Annotated in this window: 14 protein-coding genes; 7 read left to right on the forward strand and 7 right to left on the reverse strand. The window is 39.6% G+C overall.

Going from position 1 to position 17,234, the window contains the following annotated elements; genetic code table 11:
* Positions 1-104: 104 nt before the first annotated feature.
* Positions 105-1,943, reverse strand: a complete 1,839-nt coding sequence (locus tag B9Y87_RS11005) for a DUF4270 domain-containing protein (RefSeq protein ID WP_085498990.1) — start codon at positions 1,941-1,943, stop codon at positions 105-107.
* A gap of 5 nt (positions 1,944-1,948) precedes the next feature.
* Positions 1,949-2,758, reverse strand: coding sequence for a glycogen/starch synthase (locus tag B9Y87_RS11010; RefSeq protein ID WP_085498992.1), 810 nt, complete (start codon positions 2,756-2,758; stop codon positions 1,949-1,951).
* 103 nt (positions 2,759-2,861) lie between these two features.
* Between B9Y87_RS11010 and panC the strand changes: the two genes are divergently transcribed.
* From panC to radA, 5 genes are all read left to right on the forward strand, one after another.
* On the forward strand, positions 2,862-3,704 hold the full coding sequence (gene panC / locus B9Y87_RS11015) for a pantoate--beta-alanine ligase (RefSeq protein ID WP_085498995.1): 843 nt from the start codon (positions 2,862-2,864) through the stop codon (positions 3,702-3,704).
* A gap of 76 nt (positions 3,705-3,780) precedes the next feature.
* Entirely contained in the window at positions 3,781-4,131 is a 351-nt protein-coding gene (gene panD / locus B9Y87_RS11020) for an aspartate 1-decarboxylase (protein ID WP_072860413.1), read from the forward strand.
* 2 nt (positions 4,132-4,133) lie between these two features.
* Entirely contained in the window at positions 4,134-5,099 is a 966-nt protein-coding gene (locus B9Y87_RS11025) for a lysylphosphatidylglycerol synthase transmembrane domain-containing protein (RefSeq protein ID WP_085498997.1), read from the forward strand.
* A gap of 25 nt (positions 5,100-5,124) precedes the next feature.
* On the forward strand, positions 5,125-6,267 hold the full coding sequence (locus tag B9Y87_RS11030; protein ID WP_085498999.1) for an alpha/beta hydrolase: 1,143 nt from the start codon (positions 5,125-5,127) through the stop codon (positions 6,265-6,267).
* Between the two features lie 230 nt (positions 6,268-6,497).
* Positions 6,498-7,859: a DNA repair protein RadA gene (radA, locus tag B9Y87_RS11035; RefSeq protein WP_085499001.1), complete on the forward strand. Its 1,362-nt coding sequence runs from the start codon at positions 6,498-6,500 to the stop codon at positions 7,857-7,859.
* Positions 7,860-7,989: 130 nt separating this feature from the next.
* On the opposite strand, the gene B9Y87_RS11040 is transcribed toward radA, so the two are convergent.
* From B9Y87_RS11040 to B9Y87_RS11050, 3 genes are all read right to left on the reverse strand, one after another.
* A complete protein-coding gene (locus tag B9Y87_RS11040; RefSeq protein ID WP_085499003.1) occupies positions 7,990-9,030 on the reverse strand; it encodes an NADP(H)-dependent aldo-keto reductase in 1,041 nt (346 codons plus the stop codon).
* Between the two features lie 73 nt (positions 9,031-9,103).
* Positions 9,104-10,660 carry an FG-GAP repeat domain-containing protein gene (locus tag B9Y87_RS11045; protein WP_245808694.1) on the reverse strand — a complete coding sequence of 519 codons (1,557 nt, stop codon included), beginning with the start codon at positions 10,658-10,660 and terminating at the stop codon, positions 9,104-9,106.
* A 166-nt stretch (positions 10,661-10,826) separates the two neighbouring features.
* Positions 10,827-11,588 (reverse strand): exodeoxyribonuclease III, encoded by a 762-nt coding sequence (locus B9Y87_RS11050; protein ID WP_085499005.1) that lies wholly within the window; start codon positions 11,586-11,588, stop codon positions 10,827-10,829.
* A 245-nt stretch (positions 11,589-11,833) separates the two neighbouring features.
* Between B9Y87_RS11050 and B9Y87_RS11055 the strand changes: the two genes are divergently transcribed.
* Positions 11,834-13,915, forward strand: a complete 2,082-nt coding sequence (locus B9Y87_RS11055) for a TonB-dependent receptor (RefSeq protein ID WP_085499007.1) — start codon at positions 11,834-11,836, stop codon at positions 13,913-13,915.
* 80 nt (positions 13,916-13,995) lie between these two features.
* Here B9Y87_RS11055 and B9Y87_RS11060 read toward each other — a convergent pair whose 3' ends face one another.
* Together B9Y87_RS11060 and B9Y87_RS11065 are read right to left on the reverse strand one after the other, a co-directional pair.
* Positions 13,996-15,540: a glycine--tRNA ligase gene (locus B9Y87_RS11060; RefSeq protein WP_085499010.1), complete on the reverse strand. Its 1,545-nt coding sequence runs from the start codon at positions 15,538-15,540 to the stop codon at positions 13,996-13,998.
* Between the two features lie 37 nt (positions 15,541-15,577).
* Positions 15,578-16,474 carry an AAA family ATPase gene (locus B9Y87_RS11065; RefSeq protein ID WP_085499013.1) on the reverse strand — a complete coding sequence of 299 codons (897 nt, stop codon included), beginning with the start codon at positions 16,472-16,474 and terminating at the stop codon, positions 15,578-15,580.
* Positions 16,475-16,517: 43 nt separating this feature from the next.
* On the opposite strand from B9Y87_RS11065, the gene B9Y87_RS11070 reads away from it, so the two are divergent.
* Positions 16,518-17,219, forward strand: coding sequence for a ComF family protein (locus B9Y87_RS11070; protein WP_085499015.1), 702 nt, complete (start codon positions 16,518-16,520; stop codon positions 17,217-17,219).
* Positions 17,220-17,234: the final 15 nt, after the last annotated feature.

Consider the following 17,234-nt stretch of genomic DNA (forward strand, 5'->3'; position numbering starts at 1 on the left):
TAAATAAAAGGTATTATATAACAAATTTAACTCCTTGTTATATAACACCATTTAACTTTTAGTTAATTAACGTAAAAACACTATAAGTGGTATTTTTCTGGCTATTAATTTGCTTTGGTGTAGAAAATTTCGAGTTTTAATCTTTTATCCTCCTGCCCACTGGGTAAATTATCACTCCCATAAAGAACAGTCCCAAAAGGGTTTACAGAGGACATTACAGGTACCTCCCCCTCCGTGCTATTCGCCAACATGGCCTTTCCGGTGGATGAAATCCTTATGTCCGAAGTCAATGCCAGGTTAAGTGTAGCATTGGTAGAATCCCTCACTATTAGGTCGTTGATGTAATTGGTAATCTTAATTTTATAGGACTGCCCTTTACCACTTACCTTGTTTAGCCCACCATCATAGTTTGTAAAATTACCAGAATTAAAATCCTCCTCGGATTCCAAAAATTGGTTATATACAGGAGCATTGGTATTGTCCTTGTACAAATACAACTTTGTAGGCTCTATAACAGTGCCCGCAGCATCCAAAGTACTTCGATCTACATAAAACACCAAATTGGCTTCATTTATGATCCAATTCTTGTCCTTAATCTGGTTGATGATCTCATCTCCATTTAATTCGTCGAAAAGTTTAATTTGGGCAAAACTACCCGCCCCACCTTTTAAATAGATTTTAGAGGCATTTTCGCCATTATCCAATCCATTCGCAATTTCAGCGGGATAGGCTTCATTAATAAAAGTATTTACTGCATTGCCAATAACTGATCCGGTACTGGTATCGCGCCTAATAAAATTTAGCACAAATTCTTTCTCACTTTCTATTATAGTATCGTCCGCAGAGCTGGTTACACTGTCATATTTATATTTTATGGTAATATTACCCCGAGTAATATCCAACAACACCAAAACATCGTCGGGAATGGATAAATGTACCCCTCTGAAAAATTCGGAAAAATTCGCCTGACTCAACAACTCTGATGAACCTTCCTTATTTAAAATATTTTCTTGGAAAAATGCTGCATTCAAGGATACCCTAATTCCAGGTGCTATCCTCGTTGGCGCTTCCTCCGATTCGTCCACATCCTCGGTTTCGGGATCGTCTTCCTTAAAGATCAATTCCTCCACATTACTGACCTCTACCGGACCCTCGAACAATAGATCGGACACAAAGGTAGGAGAAAACTGTTGGGATGAATAATATTGTTGCGCTTCCTGAAAATTGGTATTGGGATCCAAATCCCTTAAGAAATAAGTTGATCTCTCTACTTTAAAATTAAAGGATTCCGGAATATTCCCATTTATATCAAAAATACTGTCCAGGTCATATTTTACAGGGAACCGGTTTGCAGCAGTATCATCGTCCAGACTATCATTGGTGCCATCGCCGTCCGTATCCGGATTTAAGGGATCCGTGCCAAGCGCTTTTTCCTGGATATCCGTTAAGGTATCCCCATCACTATCGCTATTGGCATCCTCTGGATCATCATCAAACTCATCGGCAACACCGTCCAAATCCCTATCACCTTTCGGATTTGTTAAAAAAGGTATGAAAAGAACTACCTCTTCCACCGTCTCATTTTCTTTTATGGTAAGGGTACTGGAATCTGTATCTGCAGTTTCTTCGACCGATGCGGAATAATTTCCAAAAGTAGGGTTGGCCACGGACAATTGTACCTGAGTGGTGATACTAGCTGCAGTTTTCCCATATATGGGATCTGTATAATTCCCTATTTGATAAACCGGTAATTTATTGGTCCTTACAGCTTCAATCCTTTTATTAAAAGCAAACACATCGTAAACCGCCTTACCGGCCGTAAATGGTTCTCCCCCTACTACACCACTACCCACGGTAGTCAAATCCTCCTCACAGGAACCCAAGACCACAACAAGCAATATACCTACTGCGGTAGGCATTTTTAATCTGTTCAATAAATTCATTTAGATTATTTTAAAACTTTGGTGTTATAAAAATTCACGTAAGCCTCCTCAAACTCCTGTAAAGGAACAAATGGCAATACAGGTTTTTCAAGCTTGGATATGTAGTTTTCCAAGTCGGCCGGAATATCTTCTGCGGCTAAAATAACAGCATCGGCATAATCCACAGCAACTTTTAACAAATTATTATAATTGGGCTCCTCAAGCACTTTTATACTTTCCTCAGGAACCCCATCGAAGGCAATCTTTTTAATAAGGTCTTTATCCAAAATACCATCAAATCCCTGACCATAAACGGACATAATGATCTTACTCTCGGAAAATAAAGGCTCGTCGGCATAGAATTTTTTAAGATAGAGCGGAAGCAAAGATGCCATCCATCCATGCACATGTATAATATCGGGAGACCAATTTAATTTCTTGACCGTCTCTACCACACCCTTGGCAAAAAATATGGCCCTTTCGTCATTATCCGAAAATAATTTTCCATCCTCGTCCGTAAAGGTTGCCTTTCTTTTAAAATATTCATCATTATCAATGAAATAAACCTGAATACGTTCCCTAGGGATAGAAGCTACTTTTATGATCAATGGCATATCCATATCATTAATCACCAAATTCATCCCAGACAACCTAATGACCTCGTGCAATTGATGCCTACGCTCATTGATATTCCCAAACCTTGGCATAAAAATCCTTATCTGGCCACCGTTACTATTGACCATTCTTGGGGTTTCGTAAGACATTAAGGAAACTTCGTTCTCTGGAAGATAGGGTACTAATTCTGAAGATACAAACAATATCTTTTTGCCATTCATAAAAGCAATATTTTATTAATAGAGTAAGAGAAAGTGCAAAATTACAAAAATTATGCAGATTAGCAGTAATTATAGTAAGTTTGCTCTCTTTTAAGTAAATCGAATGCAGTTAATTAGCACTAAAAAGAAACTTAAGTCTTATTTAGACTCCCATAAAAAAACCAAATCGATTGGTTTGGTACCAACCATGGGGGCATTGCATATGGGACATATATCATTGGTTAAAAAATCGGTTGTAGAAAATGACCTCACTTTGGTTAGTATTTTTGTAAACCCTACCCAATTCAATAACCAGGAAGATCTGGACAAGTACCCAAGCACCTTGGAAGCCGATTTGGCTCTATTACAATCTGTTTCCGATGCCGTTGTGGTTTTTGCCCCATCTGCCTCAGAAATTTATTCTGGAGAAATCACCTCCAAAACTTACGATTTTGAGGGTTTGGAGAATGTTATGGAAGGGGAATTTAGGGAAGGACATTTTGACGGTGTAGGAACTATTGTAGAAAAGCTATTGCGTTTAATCTCTCCAACCAGGGCTTATTTTGGGGAAAAGGATTTTCAACAACTCCAAATCATCAAAAAACTGGTAGAGAACACCAATTTGCCCGTAGAAATTATAGGCTGCCCTATAGTTCGGGAAGCCAACGGACTGGCCATGAGCTCCAGAAACGAACGATTGGACACCGAATTAAGACAAGAGGCTGGTTTTATTTACAAAACCCTAAAAGCTGCCAAACAAAAATTTGGCACGAAAAGTGCTAATTTTGTAGTGGATTGGGTTAAAAAACAATTCGATGCCCATCCAAAACTAAACCTGGAATATGTTAAAATTGCAGATGCAGACCAATTGAAACCGGTTAAAAGAAAAAACAATAAGGTAAAATATAGGGCCTTTATCGCCGTTTATGCGGGAGATGTTAGGCTTATAGACAACATTGCCCTTTAAGGCTGAAAACCATTTCCACACTGCCGACCACAATTAATTTGGAAATCTAATTGGCATAAATGATTAACTTTGTCCCATGCAAATAGAAGTAGTAAAATCTAAAATACACCGCGTAAAAGTGACGGGTGCTGACCTCAACTATATAGGCAGTATTACCATTGATGAAGATTTAATGGACGCGGCCAATATTATTAGAGGTGAAAAAGTTCAGATTGTCAACAACGACAATGGTGAAAGGCTGGAAACCTATGCCATTCCCGGAGCCAGAGGCAGTGGGGAGGTAACCTTAAATGGCGCTGCCGCAAGAAAGGTAGCCGTTGGCGACGTTTTAATTCTAATAACCTACGCTACCATGGATATTGAACTGGCCAAGAAATTCAATCCATCCTTGGTTTTCCCCAATGAGGAAACCAATCTTTTGACCTAGTTTTGAAGTCTTCCATAAAGAATACCCTAAAAACAATTCTCCCCATCCTGCTGGGAGTTTTTTTAGTGTGGTATTCTTATTATTCCACTTCCGAAGAGGATAGGTCGGTTATTATACATTACATAAAAAATGCAGACCTTTTTTGGGTAGGGGTATCCGTTTTCCTGGGAATCCTTACACACCTTTCCCGAGCTGTAAGATGGAATTACCTGTTACAGCCATTAGGATATAGGCCAAAGCTTTTCAACAATATATTGATTATATTATCAGCCTATTTTACCAACTTGGGCATACCAAGATCCGGAGAAATATTAAGGGCTACCGCCTTGGCCACCTATGAGCATGTTCCCTTCCAAAAAGGCTTTGGAACCATCGTTACCGAAAGGGTCATCGATTTGGTTATGCTATTCCTGATTGTTGCTATTGCATTCTTCCTTCAAACCGACATCATATGGGGCTTCCTGCAACAAAAAGGTTTTAATCTTGCACTGCTGTTGGTACTACTTGCAGCCGGAATTTTAGTCCTTTCCTTGGGGATGTACGTGGTAAAAAAATCAAAATCAAAATTTGCCCTTAAACTAAAAACCTTTCTACGAGGCCTTTTGGAGGGCATCCTCAGCATTTTTAGAATGAAAAATAAATGGGGTTTTGTTCTACACACCTTATTTATTTGGCTAGCCTATATAGCAATGTTTTGGGTAATAAAATATACGGTTCTGGAAACCATGGACCTAAGTGTTAGTCAGCTACTGGTAGGCTTTGTAGCAGGAGCCTTTGCCATGTCTGCTACCAATGGCGGTATAGGCATTTATCCCATTGCCGTAAGTAGTGCCTTGGCAATTTTTGGTATTAGCAAGGTTTCCGGGGATGCCTTTGGATGGATTATGTGGATTTCGCAAACTTTGATGATAGTGGTTTTTGGCGCAATATCTTTTCTGATTTTACCGTTATGGAACAGAAACAAATAGTCTTCTATTGCCCAAATACTGTTCTATGCAACGTTTTTTTACTTTATTGGCCTTGTTGGTCTGTGTTGGCAGCAATGCTCAGGTAACCCAAGAAATATTCGAATCCTTCAAGTTACAGGAGCGCAGGGATGTTCAATACTACTTCCCCGAAACCTATACCGCAGAAAAAAAATATCCGGTCATTGTTGTCCTCGATGGGGAATATCTATTTGACCAAGTGGTGGCCAATGCAAAATTTTATAGTAACTTCCACGGTATGCCGGAAGCTATAGTAGTTGGCGTACATCAATCTAAAAATAACCTAAGGGATCAGGATTGTGCCTTTGAGCCCGACAGTGGCCTCCCCAATGAAAAAGGTAAACTGTTCTTCGAATTTTTGGGAATGGAACTTATTCCCTATTTGGAAACCAAATTCAGTACGGCCCCTTTTAAAATGTTCGTGGGATACGATATCACTGCGAATTTTGGAAACTTCTACCTCTTTAAGGACGATTCCCTTTTCAATGCCTATATAAGTATATCACCTTATTTGGCCCCCGAAATGGAAACAAGGGTACCTGCCAGATTATCGGTGATGAAAAAGAAAATATTCTACCAATTGATCTTGGAGGGCGAAAAAAGTGAAAATAGTAATAGGGTCCTGACATTGGATCAAAACTTAAAAGCAATGGATAGTGATAATTTGCACTATTTCTTTGATAAATACGAGAACGCCGACCATATTTCTGTTGCCACCTACGGCATTGGGAAAGCCTTCGACAATATCTTCGGAATGTTTAAACCCATAAGTCCAAAGGAGTACAAAGAAAAGATTCTAACCCAAGTTGGACCTGTCTTTGATTATTTGGCCGATAAACAGGCTTCTATAGAAAATCTTTTTGGCTTTAAAAAAACAACCAGTCTAAACGACATTATGGCCATTTACGCCGCCTCTAGAAAAAAGGAAGATTTTGAATCCCTTAAACCCTTGTCTGATCTTTGTAAAAGAGAGTATCCCAATACGATGTTGGGTTTTTATTTTGAAGCCGAATATTACGAGCAATTGGGCGAACCAAAAAAGGCTCTTAGAACTTTTGAAAAGGCCTTTGGCATGGAAGAAATTGATTTTCTTACCAAAGAAATGGCTTTGGAAAAAATTGATGCCCTCAAAGCAGATTTTGGATACTAAAATAGCCTTTGCATAAATACTTAGGGGAAATTAAGAAATCCTTTAACCCTGAAGCAGGTTGCACTACCCACGACGTTAACTTCCTAGCTACTAATCCATCTTGCAGGGAAAAAGGTATTGTCCTTACCCAATAAACTACAATGCAGTCGGTTTCATTTTAACCTAAGTGTACAAATCCCTGCCTCCTTTTCAAACTTCTTACTACCTTAGCGTAAACCATAATCTAAATAATGGCCAAAATAAAAACTGCTTTTTTTTGTCAGCATTGTGGAACGCAATATGCCAAGTGGGTAGGACAATGTGGAGCTTGCAAGCAATGGAACACCGTTGTGGAAGAGGTGATTCAGAAAGAGGAAAAAGTATCCTGGAAAAGTTCTTCCCAACCCTCAAAAAAAATTGCAAAACCATTACGGGTCAATGAAATTAGCATCGATAAGGAAATAAGACTCAATACTTTCGATCTTGAGTTCAATAGGGTCTTAGGTGGTGGATTGGTCCCTGGATCCCTAACCCTCTTGGGCGGGGAACCGGGAGTTGGAAAAAGTACCTTGTTACTTCAGATAGCCCTTAAACTCCCCTATAAAACTTTATATGTTTCCGGGGAAGAAAGTCAAAAACAAATTAAAATGCGTGCCGATCGCATTCATCCCAATAGCGAAACTTGTTTTATACTCACCGAGACCAAAACACAGAATATATTTCAACAGATCGAAGCCACCGAGCCCGACATTGTAGTAATAGATTCCATACAAACCCTTCATACAGATTACATTGAGTCTACGGCAGGTAGCATTTCCCAGATAAGGGAATGCACGGCGGAACTAATAAAATTTGCCAAGGAAACCAACACTCCGGTTATCCTCATTGGCCACATCACCAAAGACGGTACCATTGCAGGGCCCAAAATATTGGAGCATATGGTAGATACCGTATTGCAGTTTGAGGGCGATAGAAATTACGTATACCGGATCCTAAGATCTCTAAAAAACCGTTTTGGATCTACTTCGGAATTGGGAATATACGAAATGCAGGGAAGCGGTTTAAGGGAAGTCAACAATCCTTCCGAAATTCTAATTTCCAAGAATGATGAAGGATTAAGCGGCACATCCATTGCGTCTACCGTAGAGGGTATGCGCCCTTTAATGATAGAAATACAAGCCTTGGTAAGCACGGCAGTATATGGCACACCACAGCGTTCCACCACCGGCTACAACGCAAAGAGGTTAAACATGCTTTTGGCAGTTCTGGAAAAAAGGGCCGGATTTAAGTTAGCGGCAAAGGATGTTTTTCTCAATATTACCGGGGGAATATCTGTGGACGACCCCGCTATTGACCTTGCCGTTATTGCAGCCATTCTCTCCAGTAACGAGGACATTCCCATAGAAAAAGGGGTGTGTTTTGCTGCCGAGGTAGGTCTTGCTGGCGAAATAAGGCCGGTACAACGTATAGATCAACGCATTTTGGAAGCTGAAAAATTGGGTTTCAGCACCATCTACGTTTCCAAAAACAACAAGATAACCTTGAAAAATACCCAAATCCGAATACAATTGGCCTCCAAGATCGAAGATGTGGCCAATAGTCTATTCTCCTAACTCCTTAATATTTGTTCGTTATTTTTTTGAATTAAACATCCTTGCCAGAACCATCATCAATACCACAACCACTACAATTAAGCCGAGTTGCCAAAAACCTACTTTTAAAAAATTCATCGCTATCATATTCTCAAGGAGCTGGATCAGGAATTTCATTATGTATTGCCTCAATACCCTTAAGTACATCTTCGCTCAATTGCACCTCTATACTCCCTATATTTTCCCTGAGCTGATCCATAGTGGTGGCACCAATTATATTGGACGTTAAAAATGGTCTCGAATTTACAAAGGCCAGTGCCATTTGCGCCAATGACAAACCATTGGCCTGGGCCAAGTCATAATATTTTTGGGTTGCCTTAACGGCCGTATCGCTACTGTACCTATTGTAATTCGGAAAAAGGGCAATCCTGGAATTCCCAGGTTTTCTCCCACCCAAATACTTGCCGCTTAAAGTACCAAATCCCAAAGGGGAATAAGCCAACAAGCCTAAATCTTCACGATGTGAAATTTCTGCCAATCCCACTTCAAAAAGCCTATTTAAAAGGCTGTATGGATTCTGTATGGTCATAATTCTTGGCAAACTGGGATGTACCTTGCTTTCTTCCAAGTACCGCATAGCTCCCCAAGGGGTTTCATTGGAAATACCCACATGTCTAACTTTTCCTTCCCTAACAAGGTCTCGCAAAGTTTCCAATAGCTGATGAATATTGTCCTCCCAATGGTCATTGATACTGTGCTTATACCCTCTTTTTCCAAAATAATTGGTTGTCCTGTCCGGCCAATGCAACTGATAAAGATCCAAATAGTCTGTTTGCAAGCGTGAAAGACTACCCTCAACGGCCTGTTTAATGGTGTCGCGGTTTATTCCGGTGGTTCTGATGAACTTGGTCATTTCGGCTTTTCCTGCAATCTTGGAAGCCAAAATTACCTTATCGCGGTTCTTTTTCTTTTTAAACCAATTGCCAATAATTCTTTCGGTGTCCGCATATCGCTCCTTTGTGGCCGGAATAGGATACATTTCTGCAGTATCAAAAAAATTGATTCCCTGTTCCAAGGCATAATCCATCTGCTCGTGACCCTCCTCTTCGGTATTTTGTCTGCCCCAGGTCATGGTGCCAAGACATATTTTGCTTACTTCAATTTCGGTCCGGGGGAGATAGGTATACTTCATTCAGTTGCTTTTTGAGTGTAAAAAAAATAATTAATATCTACTAAAGCAAATAAATGTCCCAACTCTAGGTATATCAATCCACTTGCGTCAACAATAAAACCTGTGGAAATGAAGATATACCGGTAGAAGCCCCCACCTTGGCCATTTCATTAAAATTAAACATAAAGGAACCCAACATTACATCAGGCCTACTATCCCCATTAAAGTCGGCCACTTCCATAGTCAACCATTTACCATATACGGCGTCCGGATGAAAAGACGCGGTAAATTTCAAATCTCCATTGTTTGATAAATAGACGAAACTTTCCCTAGGGTCTTTTAAGTCTGCATAAAATGATACGCCTACAATGTCCAAATCCCCATCATTATCAAAATCCCTGGCCACGGCCTTACTACATCCAAACATGGGGTAAAAGAATGTTTCTTTAAAATAATTATGTCCGTCGTTCATGTATATCCTAAGTCCTTGGTATGGTTTATCCACGTTGGAATAATCCCAATTGTCTCCATTGGCAAGTAAAATATCTTGAAATCCGTCATTGTTAAAATCGACCAATTCAAAATAACTAACACCATGGACCGGGGAAAATTCCAGAACCTTCACCTGTTCAAATTCCCCTTCTCCCTTATTATAAAAAATTGAAATTTGCTCGAAGGCCTGGGCCATCAAGGCCACAATATCTGGTTTTTTATCCCCATTTAGATCTTTGATAGCCACCATTCGGGCCCCTGGCAAATTACTCAATACATGTTCCTTGGAGGGTTCAAAATTATCAAACCATGATAATTTGCCACCGTAATTTCCAAAGCTGCAAACCACTGCATCCACTATATTATCTCCGTTTAGATCGCCCGAAGCAAAATAAACCGGTCTTCGCAATTTTGTAACATCTACGATGGCGCTCTCCCTATTTTCTCTTGTTTTTAAATTGGCCAACCTACCCAACTCCTGATCGGACGGCCTAAATTGCCCGATGGTCAAGAGCAAGGGATCCGAATTATCGTTGAACTCAATATGCGACGCAGGACTATTCAACAACCAACTATTGCTAATTTCACCCGTGTTTTTTAGGGCATAAAGATTATTATTGTCGCCTATATAAAGCTCTGACGTGGCCTCGTTGAAGTTCAACAATGACACTTTTGGAAGCTTGTTATCCCCTATGGTTATAAATTGTGATTTAAAAGGGGCCTTTTCTTTGGCACGACTAACCGTTACTTGTTGCGACTCCAGTTTAATCGGGGCATTCTGAACATAATAATCTACAATCCTGTACCAATCCTCTTTTAAGATCAATGGAGCATCCGGATAGATATTAAGATTCCTTACAATACTTTCATCTATAGGATCAAGGTCTTCAAAAGGATCGGTTCCATTAGTCCTAATGCCCAAGCGCATACCCATATTGGGCAAAACACTCTTATCCCAGGTATTTTTATCCAATAATCCTGGCTCTGGAAAAGTATGGCACATTTGACAATACCGTTCTGCCAATTCCTTGCCGGAAGACTTTAATTTGGGTATTTGTTTCTGTGGCGGGAATATACTTTCACCTTGAAAAAAGAATGCCAAACAAAGCAATGACAAGCAAAGTGCATAAATCAATCGAGAAACTCCAACCATTTTCATGCCCGCTCTTATTTGTTAAATTAGCCTTGTTCAATTACCGATCAAAGTTCCTATGATGTATAATTACATCTAAATTTAAATATTAAAATTTAATTTTGCCATACACCAAGTTCCCAAATTCTTGATATTGGCAAACACCCATTATAATTTTCCCAAGCCAATGTCACTACTCCAACTCTATGAGAATGGGACAATGGTCACTATGAACGGCCTGCGACAAAATAACGGAACGTTTTAGACGGCTCTCCAATGGCCTGCTGACCAAACCGTAATCCAATCTCCAACCCTTATTATTGGCACGGGAGTTTGCCCTATAGCTCCACCACGTATAATTGTCGGGCTCCTTGTTAAAATGCCTAAAGCTATCAATAAACCCACTATCCATAAAATTGCCGATCCACTCCCTTTCCACAGGTAAAAATCCGGACACATTTTTATTTCTAACGGGGTCATGAATATCTATTGCCTCATGACATATGTTATAATCCCCGCAAATAATAAGATTTGGTTTCTCCTTTTTTAAATGATCCACGTAGTCTTGGAAATCGGCCATATACTGTAGTTTATGGTCCAAGCGGGCAATATTGGTGCCCGAGGGCAAATAGAGGCTCATAACAGAAACCCCATTAAAATCGGCCCTTAAGTTCCGACCCTCAAAATCCATATAGTCTATTCCCGTTCCATACTCTACATGGTCCGGTTGTGTTTTGGCAAGAATGGCCACTCCACTATATCCCTTCTTTTGGGCACTGTACCAGTAATGATAGTGATAGCCCAAGGCCTCAAAAATTGCCAGATCCAATTGATCCCGATTGGCCTTGATTTCTTGTAAACATACCACATCCGGATTTACAGTTTTTAACCAATCCAAAAATCCCTTGTTCACAGCAGCCCTGATTCCATTTACGTTATAAGAAACTATTTTCATTTAATTATATTTATGCGGCACCTCCCCTGTTTCAATTCCGAGCAAAGCCCATGCCCCTTTATTTAATTCAATGCGTACTTCACTATAATTGTGCTAAAAATAGCCAATGTTTTTTGTAACCGAAAAGGCAGCGTAAAATACATGATATTTATACTTATTTTAAAATACCCAAACCATGGTCCCTTTAATTTCGGTAGAAAAAAAATTAGATAATAATCCTTAAGTTTGAGACTTAAATTAAATGCATGAAATCCTCCTTCCATTTACTATTGGCCTTAACTTCCTTATTTGTATCCATTGCCCAGGAACCTATCCAAAGGGACAGCATCACCGAATTGGACGAAGTAATCCTCTTGGATTCCCTGCAATCGGCCACGGATAATGGCATTATAACCACTAAAATTATAGGTACCAAGGTGTTTCAGAACTACAGTCCTGTTGATATGGTTTCGGCCATCAATCAGATATCCGGAGTTTATATATTGTCCGGGGCTTTGAACACCAACAGGATTACCATCAGAGGAGTGGGTGCAAGAACATTGTTCGGAACGGATAAACTGCGCCTTTACTATAATGATATCCCAATAACCAACGGTTCGGGCTTTTCTACCATTGAATCTTTCGATTTGGAAAATCTTAGTTCCGTAGAGGTAATCAAGGGTCCAAAAGCTACTAATTATGGTGCCAATTTGGGAGGTGCAATTTTACTGAATTCGAAACAGCCCACCAACGAGTCCACCTATTTCAGGAATAACTTTACTGTAGGCTCGTACAGTTTGGTTAAGAACAATCTGCAATTTAGTCTAAAGGAAAACAAGGTTGCGCTTAACTTTCATTATGGATTTCTGGAGACCGATGGCTATAGGGAAAACAACAGATTTAAACGCGAAGGTTTACTCTTGGATATGAATTACCAAATAACTCCCAAAACCAATATTGGCCTTCTTTTTAACCACGTTGATTATAACGCCCAAATACCTAGCTCTTTGGGAGAAACCGATTTTAGGGAAAACCCTACCAAGGCCGCCTTTACATGGAAATCTGCCAAAGGATACGAGGATAACAAATATAGCCTTGCCGGCCTTACCTTAAATCATGCTTTTTCAGTCAAAATAAGCAATACCACTAGTATTTTCTATTCCTATTTGGATCATTACGAGCCCAGACCATTTGGAATTTTGGAGGAATACACCAACGGTTATGGTTTCCGAACAAAATTCGCTGGCCAATGGGCTGCCAACAACTCCAAAATCGACTATAATTTTGGCGCTGAATTATACAAGGATGAATACCAATGGAGCGAGTTCGAAAATCTATATCAAGATAACAACGGACAAGGAAGTTTACAGGGCGATCAATTTGCCGATAACAAAGAGTTTAGACGACAGTTCAATGCTTTTGGCAATCTACTTATACCTTTTGGGAAAGCTTTTTCCACCCAAATTGGGTTAAATGTAAACAAAACCTATTACGACTTCAGGGACGAATTTAATCAAGGGGCAGACAATAAGAGTGCAGAAAGGAATTTTGACGCCATAGTGCTACCCAGCCTAAACCTCAACTATAATTTTTCTGCCACAAAATCAATCTATGCCAATATCAGCAGAGGTTTTTCCAATCCTACGGTAGAGGAAACCCTAACACCGGATGGCGTAATTAACCCTGATATAGCCCAAGAAACGGGCGTGAACTATGAAATTGGTTCCAAGTTACTTCTGTTGGATAGAAAATTAATCATGAATCTTGCCTTATACAGAATGGATATTAAAAATCTACTGGTAGCCCAACGGGTAGGTGAGGATCAATATATTGGGAAGAATGCGGGAAAGACCCAGCACCAAGGTTTGGAATTGGATGCCGAATATAAAATTGACATTTCCTCAAAGCTTAGAGTAACCCCTTTTATTAGCTATACGTATAACGATCACAGTTTTGTGACATTTGTGGATGGGGATGACGATTATTCCGGAAATCCATTGACTGGGGTGCCAAAACACCGGTTAAATTCTGGCCTACAAGCCCAACTTAACAATAGGTTTTATTGGTATTCCACCCATCAGTATGTAGGGGAAATTCCGTTAACGGACGCTAATGAACTCTACAGTGAAGCCTTTAACGTGGTGAATAGTAAAGTGGGGTATAAAAACCAATTGGGCAAAAAGCTTTCTATGGATATAGCCTTTGGCATCAACAATATCTTTGACCGCAACTATGCCCAATCCGTACTTATAAATACAACAGGATTTGGCGGGGCCGAGCCCAGGTACTACTATCCCGGTAATGATAGAAATTATTATGGAAGCTTAAGGCTGGGGTATTCCTTATAAAAGAAAAGGTCTAAAAAGTTGAAAAAATTGGGTTACCAATAAATCAACTTACTAGACCTTTCTATTCCGGTTATATCAAATTAGAGCATTCGCTGTAGCCAACTTTTCATATCCACTTCCTTATGGATAATTGCCTTTACCTCTGAAATGGCAACGCGTTGCTGTTCCATGGTGTCCCTATGACGTATGGTAACCGTTTTATCTTCTAGAGACTGGTGATCCACCGTAATGCAAAAAGGGGTTCCATTGGCATCCTGTCTTCTATAACGACGGCCTACGGCATCTTTTTCATCATAAACCACATTAAAATCCCACTTAAGGTCATCTATGATTTCCTGGGCCAATTCTGGCAAACCATCCTTTTTTACCAAGGGCAGTACTGCGGCCTTCACAGGTGCCAAAACAGCAGGTAATTTAAGTACGGTTCTTGTAGTGTTGTTATCCAACTCCTCTTCTACCAAGGAATTTGAAAACACGGCTAAGAACATACGATCCAGACCTATGGAAGTTTCCACCACATAGGGAACATAACTTTCATTGAGTTCAGGATCAAAATATTGTAATTTTTTGCCCGAGTATTTTTCGTGGCTACCTAGGTCAAAATCGGTTCTGGAATGAATCCCTTCCAATTCCTTAAATCCAAAAGGAAATTTAAATTCTATATCTGCAGCGGCATCTGCGTAATGCGCCAATTTTTCGTGGTCGTGAAATCTATAGTTCTCGGGGCCCATCCCTAAGGACAAATGCCAAGCCATCCTTTTTTCCTTCCAGGTTTCATACCATTCCTTTTGGGAACCGGGACGTATAAAAAATTGCATTTCCATTTGTTCAAACTCCCTTTGACGAAAGATGAATTGTCTTGCTACGATCTCGTTCCTAAAGGCCTTGCCCACTTGGGCAATCCCGAACGGAATTTTCATTCTTCCGGATTTTTGAACATTAAGAAAGTTTACAAAAATACCTTGTGCAGTTTCAGGTCTTAGGTACAGATCCATGGCGCTATCCGCAGAGGCTCCCAATTTGGTACCGAACATTAGATTAAATTGCTTAACATCCGTCCAATTCCTTGAACCAGACAAGGGACAGGCAATTTCCAGTTCCTCAATTAAATTTTTTACATCTACCAAATCCTCGTTCTCCAAAGATTTTCCCAAACGCTTCAAGATGGCATTGATCTGTTCCTGATAACCTACTACCCTTGGATTGGTCTCCAAAAATTGTTTTTTATCAAAAGCATCTCCAAAACGTTTTTCCGCCTTAGCTACTTCCTTATCTATTTTAGCTTCAATTTTAGCGGTATAATCCTCCACCAAAACATCTGCCCTATATCTTTTTTTGGAATCTTTGTTATCTATTAACGGGTCGTTAAACGCATCAACGTGTCCGGATGCCTTCCAAACGGTTGGGTGCATAAATATTGCGGAATCGAGGCCTACGATATTGTCGTTCAACTGAACCATGGCCTTCCACCAATATTCACGGATATTCTTTTTTAACTCGGCCCCATTTTGGGCATAGTCGTATACGGCACTTAGTCCGTCGTAAATTTCGCTGGATTGGAAAACGTATCCATACTCCTTTGCATGCGAGATTACTTTTTTAAAATCGTCTTCTTGTTTCACCATTTGGCAAAAATATAATATTAGCGGAAAATGAAGAGATTTATTTCAACTGAAATTCTGAAGTGGCCAATAATTTTTCATTCTCGAAAACATTTAGAGTATAGGTTCCTTCCGCCAAGGATCCTTCAGGTACAGAAATGGCATCGCAAACGCTAAATTCCTGCCCCATAAAAACCAGTTCTACACGTTTGCTATAAATATTTCCATTTACGGAAATAGTATTGGCATTATCCTCTATAACTCCCATATTTGGACCTAAGAATTGAAAGTATATTACCCGTTCCTCATTTTTGGAATTCGGATTGCCCATAACGGTAACACAGCCCCTTAATTTGGATATGATATTCGCCTTGTTGGTTTTGATGTGTTTGCCACTTCTATACCTAAAACCACTACCCTCGGAGTTTTCCAATTTTAGATAGCTTTTGGTCTTAAGTTCCTGACTAAGTTCTTTGTTCTTCCTTCTTAGCAAAGCTTCCGCCTCTGCCAACGAACTACTTTTTCCCCTGAGATCCTCTATCATCTTCTTGGTTTCTTCATATTTGTCCCCAAGGAGCATATTGTTGTATTTAAGAAAATTGTTCTTAAGTTTTAGGCTATCATTCTTGGCCTCGAGCTTTCTAAGTTCGGTTTTGTATTCCTTTAATTTCTCTACCGTGAAATTTAAGCGACCCACGGAATCCAACAACTGTTGCACCCTATATCTGGAGTCCTGTAATTCTATTTCGTTTACCTCATTAAGGGCAGAGAGCCTATCTACATCTGATTTCATCAAGGTAAGGTCCTTAACAAGTAATTCTTTTTCCTGCTCCAAAAAACTAATTCTGCTCTTGGATTGCGCATAACTGTAGTAGAAGGCAATAAGAATACCCAGTATAATAGCTGCCAAGGCGGCAAGTATTATCTTATAATTAAATTTATTATCTTCAGTATCCATCTAAACGCATGCGTATTAAGTAGGTTAATAGTAATAAAGATTTGTGTATTCCAAGATTTCAAATATACTAAACGATATCAACACGGTCCTTCTACCTAAGCTATGTTTTGGATGTAATGCGCTATTATATAGAGGAGAAGAACATTTGTGTACCGTTTGTCGAAATCAATTACCACTCACCGAGTATACTTTTAACGCTGTAAACCCTGTTGACCGTATATTTTATGGAAGAATTAACATTATAAAGGCCAGTTCTTTTCTGTTTTTTACTGAAAAAGGAATTGTTAAAAGTATAATCCACTACCTAAAATACAAAAACCAAGAACAAATAGGCGCATTTCTAGGAAATTGGTATGGCCATATTTTGAAGGAAAACAACTTTCTAAACCACATTGATTACGTAGTACCTGTTCCCCTTCACCGAAAAAAATTAAAAAAAAGAGGTTATAACCAAGTTTCCCTATTTGCCAAATTGATAGCAGAACACATAGGGGCCAAATACATGGAGGGTATCCTTATTAAGACCGCCAATACCAAGACCCAAACCAAAAAATCTAGATTACTGAGGTGGCAAAACAAACAGGCACTTTATATCCTAACGGACCATGAAATATTTCAGGATAAAAATGTGCTGCTAGTGGACGATGTAATTACCACTGGAGCTACCATGGAGGTCTGTGCCACGGCCCTATCTGCAACAAAGGGAGTTAACATTTATATTGCCTCTATGGCCATTGTACCTTAATTTTACAATTCTACA

This window comes from Arenibacter troitsensis (assembly GCF_900177645.1).
GTDB lineage: Bacteria > Bacteroidota > Bacteroidia > Flavobacteriales > Flavobacteriaceae > Arenibacter > Arenibacter troitsensis.